Raw genomic sequence first — 16,906 nt, 5'->3', positions numbered from 1 at the left:
AAATTACCTACCTTTCATTTTTAGTAACCATTACAAGCCAACCTTGTTTCGTACCATTTTCTGCAGTTACTGTATAAGTAACTGGCATTTCAAAATTTTGCTCTATTCCACTTTCAGGATCTACTGTAGCTTCATCAGAGACCTCAATTATAGGAGTTAAATTACTTAAATCTGTTTCTGATGTTACTTCTATTTTGACTGTTTTATTATTATTATTGATAGTTACAGTTCCTCTTTCTTCTGCTAACTCAAAATCAGTTATCTCTTTTTCATTACTTCGTGGAGTACCACCACCAATTACATAACTGGTCTCAGTAGTTAAATTAGAGAAATCAAATACTCTCTCTCCATCACTAATTACATCATCAGTTCCGGTGCCAGGTACTACATCATGAATAGAATTAGGTCCATCATTAATTGATGCAAATACTTTAATCTGATCTCCGCTATTTAAATCAAGAGTTGTTAGCGGGACACTCATTTCTATATTTCCATCTTTATAAGCTATATCTACTACAGAACTTTTCTCAGTTTCATCACCAGCTAAGAAAGTATAAAATCCATAACCACTTCTATCTCCAAATACTGATAAAACTCCTTCAACAGAATCCGGCAAGATCGCATGAGCATTACCCCAACTCCAATCTGTAGTAGAGCTAAAGTCTGTTATTCCTGACTGATTTTTTATTACATCAATATAAAACATAGCTTCTTTTCCCCAAGTATAACTATCCAAACTAATATAAGCATATAATTTTTCTTCATTATTTGTGAGATAAATAGAATCTATGCTGTCACCACTACTACCATAAAAATTATCTGCAGTTGGGTCAGTAAATACTTTAGCATCATCTTCCCATTTACTTTCTTTCTCTCCATCAACATATGGTAAAGATTCAAGACTGACTTCAAAATTATTAATTGTTTCACTTAAAGATAATTTTACTTCTGTTTTCCCTACTTCAGTTACTTCTAAACTAAATAAAGTATCTTGGACTGCTAAATCACTAAACTTAATCTGACCATTTTCATCTATCTTTTTTAACTTTTCTACTCCACTATTAACACTAGCTATCACTTCTGTACCAGGGGCCAACTGCTCCCCAAGCGGACCTTTAATAGTCAAATTAACACTAGTTGAGCTTGATTGCCCTGCAAAAATAGTTACTGCTGTACCTTCGCAATTCACAGTACCTGAAACCTCCTCAGTTACTCTACCTTCAGCAGTAAATACCTTTTCCCATTCACCTGCAGGTAGTTTATAACTATAATCAGCCCCTGAATTATAAATCACTCTTATTTCTTCCCAATTATCTCCGACCTTAGCTCCATCGATGATTGCAATTACTACCTTAGAATTATCATCTGCTACATAACTACTTACATTTCTATCTATTTGATCATAAGTGTTCATTCTAAATGCAGGATGGTTCTTTCTTAAAGCAATTAAATCTTGGTAATATTCATAAACATCATTTAATCCATTACTATCATTATCATATTCCGTCTTCCAATTCCAATCTATTTTATTATATTCATCAGGAGCATTATAACTGTTCTCTACATGATGGAATACATCTTGATTAGTAATATCTTTTCCTACTGGAACTTTAGTCCTCAACATCTCATCTCCACCATGCATAAACGGAATTCCCTGTGAAGTTCCAACAATCCCCATCGCGAATTTATCAATGCGAGTTGCATATGCTTTTTGAGTACTCAAATCTAAATTATCATCATTAGCAAATTCATATTTGATATTATCCCACAGTGCTAAATTATCATGCGCTGAAACATAATTAATTGTCTGCTCGGGATCGGCAAAATCAAATCCACCTAAATTAGATGCTGTAACTACATCTTTAATTATTGGGGCTTTAGTTCCTCGATTAAACATATAACTATCTACTAAAGCATCTTTATTACTGCCAATAATAGCATTTCTAATTTGGTCATTAAATGAACCAATATGACCAGAAGCTAACTTAGCTATATCACCATAACTAACTGTATCACCAGGTGTACCAGATGCTGCCCATGGTTCTCCATAAAGTAATAAGTTTCGTTCAGGATATTTTTCATTTAAATGTTGGCTCCAGTCCTTAACTGCATCTTCATAGTAAATGCCCATTAAATCAAATCTAAAACCATCTACGTTATATTCATCAACCCAATATTCTAAAGAATCTTTAATCATTCTACTAACCATTGCTACACTAGTATCAACTGAATTACCACAACCAGACCAATCACCATCAGTATAATATTGATTAGTAATTCCTCTAAACATCTCTTTAGAATAAGTGTGATTATAAACAACATCCATAATTACTCGAATACCATTAGCATGTAACTGATTGATCATTTCCTTAACCTCTTTGACCCGTTGGTGATAATTATCAGGATCTAGAGCATACTGATCTTCTGGGACATTATAATTATGAGGATCATAACCCCAATTGTACATTTCAGTAGCAAAATCATAAAAAGGCATAATTTGGACATGAGTTACACCTAATTCTTTCAAATGATCAATTCCTGTGGTAATACTAGTCCCTGGAATTGTAGTTCCCTCTTCTACCATTCCCAAGAATTTACCTTGTTTAGCATCACTAATTCCAGAACTATCATCTATAGTAAAGTCTCTAACATGCATCTCATAAATAACTGCATCTTCTCGTTGCTTTAATTCTGGTCGGCTACTCCAACCGCCATCTGGCTGCACACTACTTACATCCATTACTATATTCACATTTTTATCAGCTTTAGCCATTACACCATAAGGATCTCTAACTGCCTGCTCATCTATCTTAAATTGATATTCTGCCCCTTCTAGATCTCCCATTATTTTGCTATGATAAATATCTTCATAGCCAGCAAAAGAAGCTAACTTTCTTAATTGATGTTCTTTCCCATCAACAGTTACAGTGACATCTTTACTATCAGGAGACCAAATTCTAAAGCTTGTAAACTGTGGTGTATATAAAGCTCCTAATTTCATTGTTGTCTGATTTGGATTAGCCTGCGCATACTTTTTAGTAAATTGATAACTATTCTTTGTAACTCCCCCATCTTCTCCTTCAGCAAACACTTTTAAAGTTTTTCTTTCTCCTACGGCCATGCTGGCGCCAATTGTAATCGCTCCGTTATATATTTGACCATTATTTCTTGGATTACTGCCATCAAGAGTATAATAAACATCTGCTGTAGAATTGATAGCTACTTCAATTTGATTAACAAAGTCCTTTGCTCTAGGACTGACTCCAATTCCTGAACCAGGTTGGCCCCAAGTTATTTCTAAATCGCTTTCTTTTAAATATACATCTGGATTATTCATATCAATCCCATTAATAATCGTCATTCTTCCCGGCATTAAACTAATTTCACTAGTCTTAACTACTTTATTATTAATCTCAATCAATAAGGTATAATCATTAGCTGCTAAACTATTATTAAATTCAACTCTCTCTATATCTGCAGAAATAGCTTTAGCTTCTATATCAGAAGGTTCTAACCTTACTTCACCTGAACTATCTTCTGCTATACCTTTTAAATTAACTACTAATCCTTGAGCTGCTAAAAGATCTAAATCTATTTTAGCAATATTACTTCCATTAGAAATTGTCACAGTATCAGTTCCACTGTAAACATTGTATCCACTATTATCTACTGCATTAATAGTAATATTATAACTTTCTCCTACTCTCAATTCATTAAAACTAAAAGCCATTTTTTTAGTCTCAGCATTAATCTTTTTACTTCTTTGATATTCATCATCTGTATCATTTTGATTAACTACTAAGACCTCTATTTTATCAATACTAAAATCATCAGTGATTGCTTGGATAGCAATGTCAGGCTGCAAATTTGGCAGCGGCACAGAAATATTTAATTTAGCCGTTTCATTATTGATATTATCTGAATCATTATCGCTACTACTACATCCAGAAATCAATAATAAAGTTAATAAAAATACTAACAATAAAACTAAAACATTATCTTTTGAGAAAGCATTCATGCAAAATATCCCCCCTGATTATTTGTAATTAGAATTAACATTTCATAATTTTACTTTAATCTCTAATTAATGTTTTATAATTTCACCTCCAAAAAACAGAAATACTCAAAGCATAAAAATACTTTGAGTATGCTTATTAATAATTATAATCTTATTCTGTGGTTACTACGATTAATTTACTTATAGTAGGTTACTTGAAATTATTTAAAAATTATAAAATTATAGTTACTACAATTTAAATTTTACACCCTTTTTGTTCAAATTTCAACCATTAAATGTAAATTATTAACATAAGAGGCTATTTTACTTATACAATAAAAAAATCGCCACAAAGCGATTGGCGATTAATATCTTTACTAATGATTTTTATTAGCAAAAAATTAAAAAAGTTGCCCACATTCTGGGCAACTCATAAAAGTTATTTATTATATAATTCTGCTTCTATATTCTGCTTTAACTCATCAATTTTACGTCTGGCTCTCTGTAGTGCATTATCAACCGTCTTAACACTACTTTCAATTTCATCTGCAATCCTCTTGTATGATTTACCTTGAATATAACGATCAAATACTTCCCATTCTAAATCAGTTAACATGTCCCGCAATTGAGAAGTAACCTCTTTGACTAATTCAGAGTTAACATAACTCTTTTCCGGATCATTTTGCTGGTCTGGCAATATATCAAGTAAAGTTCGACCTCTTCCTCCATCATCTTTAGAATACTTTAATTTCTTGTCAATAGAGGTTGAATTATTAAGCGGCATATGTTTTTGACGATTAGCTGTTTTAATTGCCGAAATTAGTTGACGATTAACGCACAAGTGGGCAAATCCACGAAAAGAAGCTTCTCGCTTAACCTTATAGTCTCGAATAGCCTTGTAGAGTCCAACAAGTCCTTCTTGAATCACATCATCATTTCCAAGCCCCTTAATATAAAATAACTTAGATTTTGCATATACAATATCAATATTATTATCAATTAAATACTCTTCTGCCAGTTTATCTCCATCCTGTGCCAATGCAATTACATTATGTTCTTCCATTTGTTCATATTTACTACTCCAGTCAGGCTGCTGATCATATTGGCCGCTCATTATATCCCCACCTTAGTATATTTTTTTATGATGGTCATATCATTAGTAAACATTGACAATTATACTATATTTTCACCAAAAAGTCAACGCAAACTCAACCATACTACATAAATAATTCAATTAAATGTCAATATTCCTAATAAATCAGATAATAAATATTCTAAATTTCCGCCACTTACTTTATAGATTATAACTACTAATATAATAACTAAACTAAGTAATAATCCTAATTCTATAAAGGACAATTTATGAATCTTCATTAAATTCCTCCAATAAGGGATTAGTATATTTAATATTATAGCATATATTTATTAATAAAAAAAGGTGGGTAGAAAAATTTTCTACCCACCTTTGAGTAACAAATGTTAATTTCTTTCTCGCTCTTTATATCTTGTATGCAATAAGTGATGCGATTCTCCACCTAATGGTTCTCCTAAGAACTCATCATATAACTTAAGGATTTCTGGATTTTCATGAGACTTTCTAATTGTTTTAGCCCCATCCATATTTTTCAATCCTTCACCTCGTTTTTGTTTTCTTTCGTCAGTAGCAGGTACTGGCTGACCACCGCCACCAACACAACCATAAGGACAAGCCATAACTTCGATAAAGTCATACTTAGAATTACCTTCACGTACTTCATCTAAAATTTCAGCAGCATTACTTAATCCATTAGCTATTGCTACATTAACTGTCTCATCACCAATTTCAATTTCAGCTTCATTAATTCCTTCAAATCCTAAATTAAGACGACCTAGAGATTCTCCAGTTAATTTTTCTTTCACAGTTCGAAGGGATGCTTCTGCAACTCCACCTGTAGTTCCAAAGATATTAGCTGCACCAGTGGAAGTTCCCATCATATCATCATATTCTCGTCCTTCTAAGTTAGCAAAATCTAAGCCAACCTCTTTAATCATCCGTACTAATTCTCTTGTAGTTATAACAGCATCAGTTTCAGAACCAGTTTCGATTAATTCATCTCGATTCATCTCAAACTTCTTAGCTGTACAAGGCATAACTCCTACTACATAAAGTTCATCTTCATCTAAATCCATTTCTTCTACATAATAACTCTTAGCAATTGCAGAGAACATAGACATTGGAGATTTAGCAGAAGATAGATTTTCAATTAAGTCAGGATAATTATGCTCACAGAACTTAACCCAACCTGGACAACAAGACGTAATATGAGGTAAGTGCTTATCGCCTTGGAATCTCTTGATAAACTCATTACCTTCTTCCATGATAGTTAAGTCCGCTGCAAAATCAGTAGAGAATATTTTATCAAAGCCAAGCTTATCTAAGGCTGCTGCTAATTTTTCAGTTACAATTGAACCTTCTTCCATGCCAAACTCTTCTCCAACAGTAGCCTGAATTGAAGGTGCAGTCTGTACAATCACATGCTTATCTTCATTTTCTAATGCACCCCATACTTTAGAAACACAACTTTTTTCAGTAATTGCTCCTGTAGGACATACTGTAGCACATTGACCACAATTAGCACAATTAATTTCACTCTGCGGCATATCAAAAGCAGTTGTTACTACAGAATCGAAACCTCTTTCTGTAAATTCTAAAGCAGAAACACCTTGAACTTCTTCACAAACTCTTACGCAACGACCGCATAAAATACATTTGCTAGGTTCACGTTTTAGAGATGGTCCCACATCATCTACTTCATAGTCAGTAGTCTCTCCAGAAAAGCTAACTTCTGTAACTCCTAAATTATAAGCCGCATCTTGTAATTCACACATACCATTTTGGTCACAAGTTAAACATTCATTAGGGTGATTAGCCAATAATAATTCTAAATTAGTTCTTCTAGCAGTTCTAGCTTTAGCACTATTAGTGCTGATCTCCATTCCATCACTGACTGGTGTTACACAAGAAGCCAATAAGTCACCAGATTCTTCATTTTCCACCACACAAACTCGACAAGAACCGAATTCTGTTAAATCAGGATGGTAACAAAGAGTTGGAATATCAATTCCTACTTTCTTTGCTGCTTCTAAGATAGTAGCATCCTCTTTTACTTCAACTTCCTGATCATCTATTGTTAAAGTAATCGTCATTTTTTTCACTCCTTTAGTAATTTCTTAGGCCTGAGAAATAGCGTCTACTGGGCAAGTTTCTGCACAAGCACCACATGTAATACAGCCTTCTTCATCAATCACGTGTGCTTCTCCTTGTTCGCCACTGATCACATCTACTGGGCAAACATCTACACAAGCAGTACAACCAATACAAGTATCTTCATCAATTACATAATAATCACCAGTCAATTCTTCACAAACACCAGCCGGACAATTATCCTCATATATATGAGCCTCATATTCATCTCGGAAATATTCTAACGTACTTAATACAGGGTTAGGAGCAGTTTGTCCCAAACCACATAAAGACGTACTCTTAATATTCTCAGCTAATCTTTCTAGTTGAGCAATATCTCCTTCTTCTCCTTCACCTGAAGTAATCTTTTCTAAGATTTCTAACATTCTTTTTGTTCCTTCACGGCATGGAGTACACTTACCACAAGATTCACTTTGGGTAAAGTCAAGGAAGAATCTTGCTACGTCAACCATACAAGTATCTTCATCCATAACTACTAATCCACCAGAACCCATCATTGCTCCAGCTTCGATTAAGGAATCATAGTCAATTGGTAAGTCTAAATGTTCCTGTGTTAGACAACCACCTGATGGTCCTCCAATTTGAACAGCCTTAAAGTCTTTACCTTCAGTAATGCCCCCGCCAATATCATAAATAATTTCTTCAATTGTAATGCCCATTGGAACTTCTGCTAAACCAGTATTATTAATATTACCAGTTAAGGCAAATACCTTAGTTCCCTTACTACCTTCTGTACCAATACTATTATAAGCATCAGCACCTTCTCTCATAATATAAGGCACATTAGCAAAGGATTCTACATTATTTATATTAGAAGGTTTACCAAATAGTCCTTTTTGCGCTGGGAATGGTGGACGAGGTCTTGGCATACCACGTTTACCTTCAATAGAAGCCATTAAAGCAGTTTCTTCACCACAAACAAAGGCTCCAGCACCTTTTTTAATCTGTAATTTAAAATCAAAGCCACTATCAAATAAATTTTCTCCTAATAAGCCGTATTCTTCTGCTTGATCAATTGCTTTTTGCAAACGATCGATAGCTAGAGGATACTCTGCTCGCACATAAACATATCCTTCATCTGCTCCCATTGCATAACCAGCAATGATCATTCCTTCAATAATCCGGTGTGGATCTCCCTCTAATAGACTTCGATCCATAAATGCACCAGGGTCTCCTTCGTCGGCATTACAAATTACATATTTCTTATCGCTATCTTCATCAGCAGCAAATTGCCACTTTAAGCCAGTAGGGAATCCGCCCCCACCACGACCTCTTAAGCCAGCATCTTTAACTTCATCAATTACTTCTTGTGGTTCCATATTAGTTAACACTCTACCGACAGCTTCATAACCATCTTTAGCAATATATTCTTCAATTTCTTCTGGATCAATTTTACCACAATTAGATAAAACAACTCGTTGCTGTTTACTATAAAAATCTATATCAGTATAAGATGGAATCGTATCATCTGAAGTAGGTTCAGTAAATAATAGTCGCTCTACTGTACGCCCCTTTAAGATATGCTCTTCAACTAATTCTTCCATATCTTCTGGAGTCACTTCACAGTAAAAGACCCCTTCAGGATACATAACCATAATTGGACCTTTTTCACAAAAACCGTGGCATCCTGTTTCAACGATTTTTACTTCATCTCGTAAATCTTTCTCTTTTAGTTCATCTTTTAAAGCCTCTTGAACCTCTTTACAGCCCGAAGATACACAACCTGTTCCTCCACAGACCAAAATATGGGATCTATAAATTGACTGTTCCACTTTTTCTACCTCCTTAAAGTTAATTACTCTTCTAATCTAGCTACTACTAAATCATCTACTACATTGCCATTTACAACGTGATTACTAATAATTTTACTTACATCATCAGTTGTAACTTCACCATAAGTAACACGATCATGCCCTGGCATTTTAACATCAACTAATGGTTCTTTTTCACACATGCCAATACATCCTGTCTGACTAACTCTTACATCTAAATCGCGTTTATCAATCTCTTTCATAACTTCTTGCAATATCTCTCTTGCACCAGCCGCAATACCACAAGTACCCATTCCAACAATGATTTCTACTTTATCTCCTGTATCACGATTTTGAATATCCTTTTGAGCTTTATCACGCAATTCTTTTAATTCATCCAATGATTTCACAATCATCACCTCCGAATTTGTCTTAATCCTTCAGTTAAATAATCTTTAAGCCATGCAATTATATCGGGACTATTTATTTTTACGTCACCCAATCTGTCTTTTACTTCTCTAGTATCAAAATTAAATTCTTCATCATCAACTTGATGATGGTAAACTAAATCAATATCGGGATTAGAAACTAAAAAACTTATAATTGTTCCTACAATATCACCTAATGGTGCTCGGTCTATATGACTGTGTTGAAAAACTGCTTTTAATTCTGTACCTTCACCAAGAGTAGAGTCTAAAGAAAAATTACCAGCACATTGTTCTGCTGCTTCTTTAAACAATGGTAAACCTAAACCAACTTCTCTTGTAGTTCGGGAAGTTACAAAAGGGTCTAAAACCTGTTCTTTATCTTCTTCTTTCATCCCTGTACCATCATCTATTATCTCCACTACTAGTTTATCAGCTTCATAATCTTCCACTATATTAAGCCTAATTAAATCAGCTTCAGCTGCAATAGAATTCTGTACAATATCTAAAATATGAAGCGATAGTTCTCTCATTATTTATATTCTTCTATAATTTCTGGAACTTGTTCAGGAGTTAAGCGTCCATGAGTATCATCATTAACCATAATTACAGGAGCTAATCCACAAGCTCCAATACAAGCAACAGATTCTAATGTGAAATGCAAGTCATCAGTAGTGCCACCATCTTCAATACCTAATTCATCCTTAATCTTCTCTAAAATCTTCTCTCCACCTCGAACATGACAAGCAGTTCCCATACAAACTCTAATAATATTCTCTCCACGCGGTTCTAAATGAAACTGTGAATAAAAAGTAGCCACCCCATAAACTTGACTAAAAGATAAATTCAAAAAGCCTGATATTTCCCGTAATACATCTTTAGGTAAATACCCATATTCTTCCTGCGCATCCTGCAAAATTGGAATCAAATACTTCTCTTTAGATTCATAATCTTCTAAAAGTTCACGTAGTGGGGCTAAAAATTCTTCTCGGTTCTGTTCTTCATTTCCACATTGACATGCCATAACTTTTGACCTCCTGTCTTTTTCTTTGTGAATGAGTTCACTATACCCCTTAATCTCTATGTTATTATACTTTGTGAGATAGCTCCTTGTCAAAATTGATATTTATTTAACAAGTAGTTAATAGGCAAAGTTTTCTATATCATTTTTTGACATAGAAACTTAATCTACCAAGGGGTATTTAATTTTTTAAACTATAAGTGGTCATTGAAAAGAACTAATTTAATTTAAAAAATATAAAATTGATTTGTTTGCAAGAAAATATAAATAAAATGGGCGAGCGCCCATTTTAATTTAAGACTACATCAACTTCTTAATACTATTAATCTAAGTAATTTCATTCATAAGTTTCTAAAATTTTATTAACTATATTAGTAGTTGAAGCACCTTTGATTTCAGATACTAATTCAATTTCTCCTCCAGATTGCTGTACTACTTCAGCCTCAGGAAGATTATTAATACTATAATCGCCGCCTTTAACATAAATATCAGGTTCTAGCTCTGCAATCACATTTTTAGCTGTTTCATCAGCAAAAATAGTCACATAATCTACCATTTCCAAATTAGATAACATTTCAGCTCGTTCATCCTGTGGAATCAAAGGACGTTTATCTCCTTTTAATTTTTTTACAGAAGAATCACTATTTAATCCCACTACTAATATATCTCCTTTAGCTTTAGCCTGGGCCAAATATCTCGTATGCCCAATATGGAGCAAGTCAAAGCAGCCATTAGTAAATACTATCTGATTTCCTGCTGCTTTTTCTTCAGCTAAAATTTCAGCTAACTTTTCTATTTTATAAACCTTATTATCCATCTTGATCTCCCTCTTCCATCTCTTTCAACATTTCTGCTTGATTAGTAGTAGCAACACCTAATTTTCTAACAACAATTCCTGCTGCATAATTAGATAATTTCATTGCCTCAACCATTGAAGCTCCACTAGCTAAAGATAAAGTTAAAGTACCAATTACTGTATCTCCAGCGCCTGTGACATCATAAACTTCAGCATAATTAGACGGAGGAATATGAGTTGAACCTTCATCAGTAAAGATTTGCATCCCTTCTCCACCTAAAGTAATCAACATTGCTTCTGCATCTAAATCAGCCTTCAATTCTTGCCCCGCCTTTTCTATCTGTTGAGCTTCTTCTAATTCAAAGCCTACTGCTTCTTCTGCTTCTTCTCGATTAGGAGTTGCAATAGTAATGCCCTCAAAGCTCTTAAGACTGTAGCGAGAATCAACTGTGATCAGTTTATCTTCTTTTTGACCTAACTCAACAACCTTATCTTTAAGGCTATCTGTAAATACCCCATTACCATAATCAGATAACAAAATAGCATCTATTTCATCAATGATTTCTTCAATATAATTTAATAGTTTATTTTCTATCTCAGCAGAAATAGGATGTGTCTCTAACTTGTCCACTCGCACTACTTGTTGTTTAACTGTTTCTTCTCCCCCAGCTAAGATTCTAGTTTTAACAGCCGTAGGACGACTATGGTCTATTATTAGACCATCAGTCTCAATTCCTTCATTTTCTAATTGCTGAGTTAATTGACGACCAACTCGATCATCACCAATTACACCAGCTACATAAACTTGTCCTCCTAGGGAAGAAACATTATTAGCAGCATTTGTTCCTCCTCCAGGTAGAATCTCATGATTTTGATGTTCCAAGATTAAAACTGGTGCCTCACGAGAAATTCTTTCTGGCTGTCCAGAAATAAACTCATCAGCAATCATATCACCTAAGACTAAAATGTTCTGATTGTTAAATTGTGGTAAATATTCTTTTAACTTAGTCATTATCTATAGTCACTCCAAGGTCCATCAAAATCCATTCTACTGCATCAAGTAAGTCTTCTGCTATATAATCAGGTTCAGTATCCCACTCATCACGATCATTTTCATAGTTCCCACGACCGTAACCAGTCAATACCAAAATACCCTGCGCATCGACTCGATGAGCCATTTCCACATCACTAATTTTATCACCAATCATATAAGATTTTTCTAAATCAACACCTAATTCTTTAACTCCCTGTAGTAACATTCCGGGCTTCGGTTTACGGCAATCACAGTCTTTGTTAAACTTACCTTCACCTACATCAGGATGATGATGACAGTAATAAATTTCATCTAAATAAGCATCTTCAGCTGCTAACAAGTTCTCCAATTTATTATGGACTTTAGTAATCATCTCTTCTTCAAAATAACCTCTAGCTACTCCAGCTTGGTTAGTTGCTAAAATAGCTTTAATATCATAATTGTTTAATTTCTTAATTGCAGCTGCAGTGTGCGGTAATAATTCATAACGAGATGGATGATTAACATAACCAATCTCTTTACTAACTGTACCATCTCGATCCATAAAGACCCCTACATCATTTAAATCCATTCTTATCTCTCCTTCTATCTTGTCCTAAAAGTAATGTCTTAAAGAAATATTTAATCCTTCAGTACCCTCTTGTCCAGAAATTTTGCGATGAGCTACTTCAACAAACAAACTATTAGTTAACATATAATCAAAACCAAATGTATATCCTAAATAATTCTCTTCTTCTTTTAATAAGAAATCTAAACCAAAATTAAAATCAAGGTACTTATTCTCTGGTCTAGAGTATAATACGCCTAAGCGCGGTGCTTCATTACTAAAGTCAGAATCACTATATTCTGTATGATAGCCAACTACAGCAGCTAAATCATAATTAGAATTATCCAACATAGCAAACTTGAAATTCAAATCTAAATAATGAATATCATCATCTTTATACGTGTATATAGTATCTAAGCCAAAATTAGGGGAAAAACCATATCCAGCCTCAAAATTCAAGGCTTTAATATTTCTCTCTAAGGTCTGAATCCCATAACCTAAAGAAAATTGGTCTTGGTCAATTTCAGCTTGTGCCATAGCTGCTACTAAATTAGTATTTAATACTAGCAAAGCAATTACTAAAATTAATACTATTTTTATTTGCTTCATTGTAATCCTCCCTACTAAAAATAATATTGGCACTAGGCATTAAACCCATTTTCAATAATATCAATAATCTTAGACAAAGCTTCTTCTTCGTCTGCACCTTCGGCTTTAATTGTAACTTCTTCCCCAGGACCTACTGCTAAAGACATCAAGCTAATAATACTTTTTAAATTAGCTTCTTGATTTTCATAAATCATCTTCATTTCTGAATCAAATTGAACAGCATTATTAATTAGTAAAGATGCTGGTCGCGCATGTAATCCTACCTCATTGCTAATAATTACTTCTTTTTTCTTCACTGAAATCCCCCCAAAAGTTTTAAAGTTTCTCACATTAATTATTAGTTCTCGACTTTAAACTGAATTCCTTTATTCAAATTGATTTTAAGCATCTACCTGCAAGTATCAGTCAAAGATGTTAAAATCAACTAAAATAACCAGTTGAAAAATCCGTTTTTTCTTTTATAACCCTTGTAATTTTTTCTAAATATTGTTGATCCTGTTCATCAAATCTATTTTTACTTGGACTATCAATATCTAACACTCCCACAACTCTTTCATTAATAATAATCGGAATTACTATTTCTGAACTAGAATTTGGATCACAAGCTATATGACCGGGAAATTGATGGACATCTGCTACTAACTGCACTTTTTCTTCAGCCCAAGCAGTACCACATACACCTGCTCCTTTTTCTATTCTAACACAAGCATTCTTGCCTTGAAAAGGACCTAACACAAGCTCATCATCATCCCGCAAATAGAAACCAGCCCAATTTATATCAGCTAAATTATTATATAATACTGCAGAACTATTAGCTAAATTAGCAATCAAATTATTTTCATCTTCTAATAGCGATTTTAACATCTGTATTATTTTTTGATAACTTTTTTCTTTATCCATGGTCTAAACACCCCAAATTATTACAATATATGATTGAAATAAATATTTATGATTTAATGAGGCATGATATATCTAAAATCATTTTAAATATATCATGCCAAACTTAATTAAATCAAAATCAATTTTAATTATCTAGCTTCGCTCTCAGTGGCCCCTCCGGGTCTCAAAAAACATGAGACCCTTCGTGTAGCCCTAGACACTTTGCTTAGAGCTAATTAAGTGCGCAACCTATATGCTGTACTTTTTGCTTATTGCAGTGCTCCTATCAAAACTCTACAATAATCAGGGATATCCTTAACTACGCGACCCCAAACTAAATTACCATCTTTAACTGCTGCTTGGTCTACCCATTTGGCCCCAGCATTAACTAAGTCATCTTTAATCCCTTGCGAACCAGTAGCTTCACTACCTTCTACAATCCCTGCAGAAATACCTACTAATCCAGCATGACAAATCATTCCTACAATTTTATCTTGTTCATAGATTTCTCTAACTAAATCAACTACACCTTCATCACGTCTAATCTTATCTGGAGCCCAACCACCAGGAACTAACACGGCATCAAATTCAGAACTATCTACATCACTAGCAGCAGCTTCAACTTCTACTGTTAAACCATCAGATTTACTTGTGTACTCTGTCCCTTCAGTTGGCCCTACAATAGTTACATCTGCTCCTTCTTCAATCATTCTCATATAAACTACCCAAAATTCCAAATCTTCATACTTTGGCCCTGCCAACATTGCAATCTTCTTATCAACTAATTTCATTTGGCATACCCCCCTTAAGGATAAAACAGTAATTAGTGAGTAGTAATTAGTAAAAAGTAATGAGTGATGAGTAAAATATAAAATCAAAACCAAACAATTTGAAACCTAAATTAAAATCTACTGCTTATTATTTACTTTTTTCTTTACTGATTTTTCTCTTCACGGCTTTTGACTTTTTTTACTCGTCTCTCTTTTCTCTCCTGCCTTTTCTTGTTTCTCATTACTGATCACTGCTTTTGACTTTACTCATTACTATTTACTCGTTACTGTTTTTTTCTGCTCTTGATTTTCCTCTTTCCTCTTTCCTATTTACTCTTTACTGTTACTCTTTACTTGTTACTCTTTACTTGTTACTGTTTACTCATTACTATTTACTATTTACTCTTCACTTGTCACTCTTCACTATCTTTACAACGTTTTCTATATGATAGGTCTGTGGGAACATATCCACAGGTTGTACTTCTTCAACCGCATAACCTTGACTAGTTAAATATTTCAAATCACGGGCCAAGCTAGTCGGTTTACATGACACATAAATAATCTTTTCTGCTTTCAATTCTATAAAACTTTCCAAAACCTCTTCATGACATCCTTTACGTGGTGGATCTACTATCACTACTTCTGGCTGAAAATTTTCTTTCAACTGCGGTAATACATCGCGAACTTTCCCCACTTCGAAAGAACAATTTTCAATTTCATTCAACTCTGCATTCTTCCGAGCTAAATCAATTGCTTCGTCTACGACTTCAATTCCATAGACTTTTTTGCTATCTCCAGCGACATAAAGTGAAATAGAACCTAAACCACAGTAAGCATCAAGCACTTTTTCTTCCCCTGTTAATTCTGCATATTCTAATACCTGATCATATAAAACCTTCGTTTGCAGAGTATTAATCTGAAAAAATGATAATGGGGAAATCTGATACTTAATATTTCCAATATAGTCTATAATATAATCTTCACCAGCTAATTCTTTTGTTTTTTCTCCCAATACTACATTAGTATCTGCAGTATTAATATTTTGATGAATACTAATTAATTCTGGTATTTCAGACATTAATGTCTCAATAATTTCTTCTTGATAAGGTATTTCTTGCCCATTAGTCACTAAAATAAGCTGAGCTTGATTAGTGCAGACACCAATCCTAACAACTAAATGGCGTATTAATCCTTGATGAATTTCTTCATTATAAACTGATAAATCATATTCATTAATTAGTTCTACCACTCTACTAGCAGTTCGATTAATCACTGGATGTTGAATCTGACAATCTTGATGAGCAATTACATCATGACTACCTGCTGCATAAAATCCAATTACTGCTTCTTCATCTATTATATCCACAGGAAATTGAGCTTTATTGCGATAAGAGTAAGGATGTTCCATTCCTAATACCGGATTAACATCTACCCCTTCTAACTTTCCAATATGTTCTAAAGCATCTTCTACCATCTGTCTTTTATACTTTAATTGAGCTTGGTAATCAATATGATCAATTTGGCATCCTCCACATTGTTCACTGACCTCACAAGTAGGAATAATTCTCTCTTCAGTTTCTTCTATTACAGAAATTATTTCTCCCCGGCCATAACTTTTCTTAACTTCCGTAATCTTTATTTTAACTTTTTCACCAGGTATTCCCTGAGGAACAAAAATAGTAAAATTATTTTTGCGACCTACTGCATCACCACCATAGGCTATATTATCTAAGTCAATCACTTCTATATCGCCTTTATTAACTGGCTGATTACTCATGTTACTCCTCCTTCAATAATTCTATTAATAATAATTCTTTATAAAAAGTATTATTCC

The 16,906-nt window shown here is 33.7% G+C and carries 16 protein-coding genes; all 16 read right to left on the bottom strand.

Annotated features, from left to right (window positions below; all coding sequences use genetic code 11):
- Positions 1-7: 7 nt before the first annotated feature.
- Complete coding sequence (locus tag JOC47_RS12860; protein WP_204702495.1) at positions 8-4,018, bottom strand: SGBP N-terminal domain-containing protein; 4,011 nt, start codon at positions 4,016-4,018, stop codon at positions 8-10.
- A gap of 418 nt (positions 4,019-4,436) precedes the next feature.
- The gene (sigH, locus tag JOC47_RS12855; protein WP_204702494.1) at positions 4,437-5,111 is read right to left on the bottom strand and encodes an RNA polymerase sporulation sigma factor SigH; all 675 of its coding nucleotides are present in this window, start codon (positions 5,109-5,111) and stop codon (positions 4,437-4,439) included.
- A 116-nt stretch (positions 5,112-5,227) separates the two neighbouring features.
- A complete protein-coding gene (locus JOC47_RS12850) occupies positions 5,228-5,371 on the bottom strand; it encodes a hypothetical protein (RefSeq protein ID WP_204702493.1) in 144 nt (47 codons plus the stop codon).
- Between the two features lie 105 nt (positions 5,372-5,476).
- The gene (locus JOC47_RS12845) at positions 5,477-7,183 is read right to left on the bottom strand and encodes an NADH-dependent [FeFe] hydrogenase, group A6 (RefSeq protein WP_204702492.1); all 1,707 of its coding nucleotides are present in this window, start codon (positions 7,181-7,183) and stop codon (positions 5,477-5,479) included.
- A gap of 24 nt (positions 7,184-7,207) precedes the next feature.
- Positions 7,208-9,013, bottom strand: a complete 1,806-nt coding sequence (gene nuoF / locus JOC47_RS12840) for an NADH-quinone oxidoreductase subunit NuoF (RefSeq protein ID WP_204702491.1) — start codon at positions 9,011-9,013, stop codon at positions 7,208-7,210.
- A gap of 23 nt (positions 9,014-9,036) precedes the next feature.
- On the bottom strand, positions 9,037-9,402 hold the full coding sequence (locus JOC47_RS12835; RefSeq protein WP_204702490.1) for an NAD(P)H-dependent oxidoreductase subunit E: 366 nt from the start codon (positions 9,400-9,402) through the stop codon (positions 9,037-9,039).
- Positions 9,403-9,407: 5 nt separating this feature from the next.
- On the bottom strand, positions 9,408-9,950 hold the full coding sequence (locus JOC47_RS12830) for an ATP-binding protein (protein WP_204702489.1): 543 nt from the start codon (positions 9,948-9,950) through the stop codon (positions 9,408-9,410).
- Positions 9,950-10,441, bottom strand: coding sequence for an NADH-quinone oxidoreductase subunit NuoE (nuoE, locus tag JOC47_RS12825; RefSeq protein WP_204702488.1), 492 nt, complete (start codon positions 10,439-10,441; stop codon positions 9,950-9,952). Before nuoE ends, JOC47_RS12830 begins: the two co-directional genes overlap by 1 nt.
- Positions 10,442-10,775: 334 nt before the next feature.
- A complete protein-coding gene (rfaE2, locus tag JOC47_RS12820) occupies positions 10,776-11,255 on the bottom strand; it encodes a D-glycero-beta-D-manno-heptose 1-phosphate adenylyltransferase (RefSeq protein WP_204702487.1) in 480 nt (159 codons plus the stop codon).
- Complete coding sequence (locus tag JOC47_RS12815; protein WP_204702486.1) at positions 11,248-12,246, bottom strand: bifunctional heptose 7-phosphate kinase/heptose 1-phosphate adenyltransferase; 999 nt, start codon at positions 12,244-12,246, stop codon at positions 11,248-11,250. Before JOC47_RS12815 ends, rfaE2 begins: the two co-directional genes overlap by 8 nt.
- Positions 12,239-12,838: a D-glycero-alpha-D-manno-heptose-1,7-bisphosphate 7-phosphatase gene (locus tag JOC47_RS12810; RefSeq protein ID WP_204702485.1), complete on the bottom strand. Its 600-nt coding sequence runs from the start codon at positions 12,836-12,838 to the stop codon at positions 12,239-12,241. The genes JOC47_RS12815 and JOC47_RS12810 overlap by 8 nt, the downstream gene beginning before the upstream one ends.
- A gap of 24 nt (positions 12,839-12,862) precedes the next feature.
- Complete coding sequence (locus JOC47_RS12805) at positions 12,863-13,423, bottom strand: outer membrane beta-barrel protein (RefSeq protein WP_204702484.1); 561 nt, start codon at positions 13,421-13,423, stop codon at positions 12,863-12,865.
- Positions 13,424-13,455: 32 nt separating this feature from the next.
- The gene (locus JOC47_RS12800; protein ID WP_204702483.1) at positions 13,456-13,719 is read right to left on the bottom strand and encodes an HPr family phosphocarrier protein; all 264 of its coding nucleotides are present in this window, start codon (positions 13,717-13,719) and stop codon (positions 13,456-13,458) included.
- A 124-nt stretch (positions 13,720-13,843) separates the two neighbouring features.
- Positions 13,844-14,323, bottom strand: a complete 480-nt coding sequence (locus tag JOC47_RS12795; protein ID WP_204702482.1) for a free L-methionine (R)-S-oxide reductase MsrC — start codon at positions 14,321-14,323, stop codon at positions 13,844-13,846.
- A gap of 248 nt (positions 14,324-14,571) precedes the next feature.
- Entirely contained in the window at positions 14,572-15,093 is a 522-nt protein-coding gene (locus JOC47_RS12790; protein WP_204702481.1) for a type 1 glutamine amidotransferase domain-containing protein, read from the bottom strand.
- A gap of 385 nt (positions 15,094-15,478) precedes the next feature.
- Positions 15,479-16,849: a 23S rRNA (uracil(1939)-C(5))-methyltransferase RlmD gene (gene rlmD / locus JOC47_RS12785; RefSeq protein WP_204702480.1), complete on the bottom strand. Its 1,371-nt coding sequence runs from the start codon at positions 16,847-16,849 to the stop codon at positions 15,479-15,481.
- Positions 16,850-16,906: the final 57 nt, after the last annotated feature.

The organism is Halanaerobacter jeridensis, from assembly GCF_016908315.1.
Classification (GTDB): Bacteria; Bacillota; Halanaerobiia; order Halobacteroidales; family Halobacteroidaceae; genus Halanaerobacter; species Halanaerobacter jeridensis.
The sequence above is the reverse complement of the archived record's forward strand: the minus strand, read 5'-3'. Positions and strand labels throughout refer to the sequence as shown.

Excerpts from the sequence above, each read along its gene's own strand:
- JOC47_RS12860 (WP_204702495.1), bottom strand. The coding sequence starts at position 4,018 with ATGAATGCTTTCTCAAAAGATAATGTTTTAGTTTTATTGTTAGTATTT.
- sigH (WP_204702494.1), bottom strand. The coding sequence starts at position 5,111 with ATGAGCGGCCAATATGATCAGCAGCCTGACTGGAGTAGTAAATATGAA.
- JOC47_RS12850 (WP_204702493.1), bottom strand. The coding sequence starts at position 5,371 with ATGAAGATTCATAAATTGTCCTTTATAGAATTAGGATTATTACTTAGT.
- JOC47_RS12845 (WP_204702492.1), bottom strand. The coding sequence starts at position 7,183 with ATGACGATTACTTTAACAATAGATGATCAGGAAGTTGAAGTAAAAGAG.
- JOC47_RS12830 (WP_204702489.1), bottom strand. The coding sequence starts at position 9,950 with ATGAGAGAACTATCGCTTCATATTTTAGATATTGTACAGAATTCTATT.
- nuoE (WP_204702488.1), bottom strand. The coding sequence starts at position 10,441 with ATGGCATGTCAATGTGGAAATGAAGAACAGAACCGAGAAGAATTTTTA.
- rfaE2 (WP_204702487.1), bottom strand. The coding sequence starts at position 11,255 with ATGGATAATAAGGTTTATAAAATAGAAAAGTTAGCTGAAATTTTAGCT.
- JOC47_RS12815 (WP_204702486.1), bottom strand. The coding sequence starts at position 12,246 with ATGACTAAGTTAAAAGAATATTTACCACAATTTAACAATCAGAACATT.
- JOC47_RS12810 (WP_204702485.1), bottom strand. The coding sequence starts at position 12,838 with ATGGATTTAAATGATGTAGGGGTCTTTATGGATCGAGATGGTACAGTT.
- JOC47_RS12805 (WP_204702484.1), bottom strand. The coding sequence starts at position 13,423 with ATGAAGCAAATAAAAATAGTATTAATTTTAGTAATTGCTTTGCTAGTA.
- JOC47_RS12795 (WP_204702482.1), bottom strand. The coding sequence starts at position 14,323 with ATGGATAAAGAAAAAAGTTATCAAAAAATAATACAGATGTTAAAATCG.
- JOC47_RS12790 (WP_204702481.1), bottom strand. The coding sequence starts at position 15,093 with ATGAAATTAGTTGATAAGAAGATTGCAATGTTGGCAGGGCCAAAGTAT.
- rlmD (WP_204702480.1), bottom strand. The coding sequence starts at position 16,849 with ATGAGTAATCAGCCAGTTAATAAAGGCGATATAGAAGTGATTGACTTA.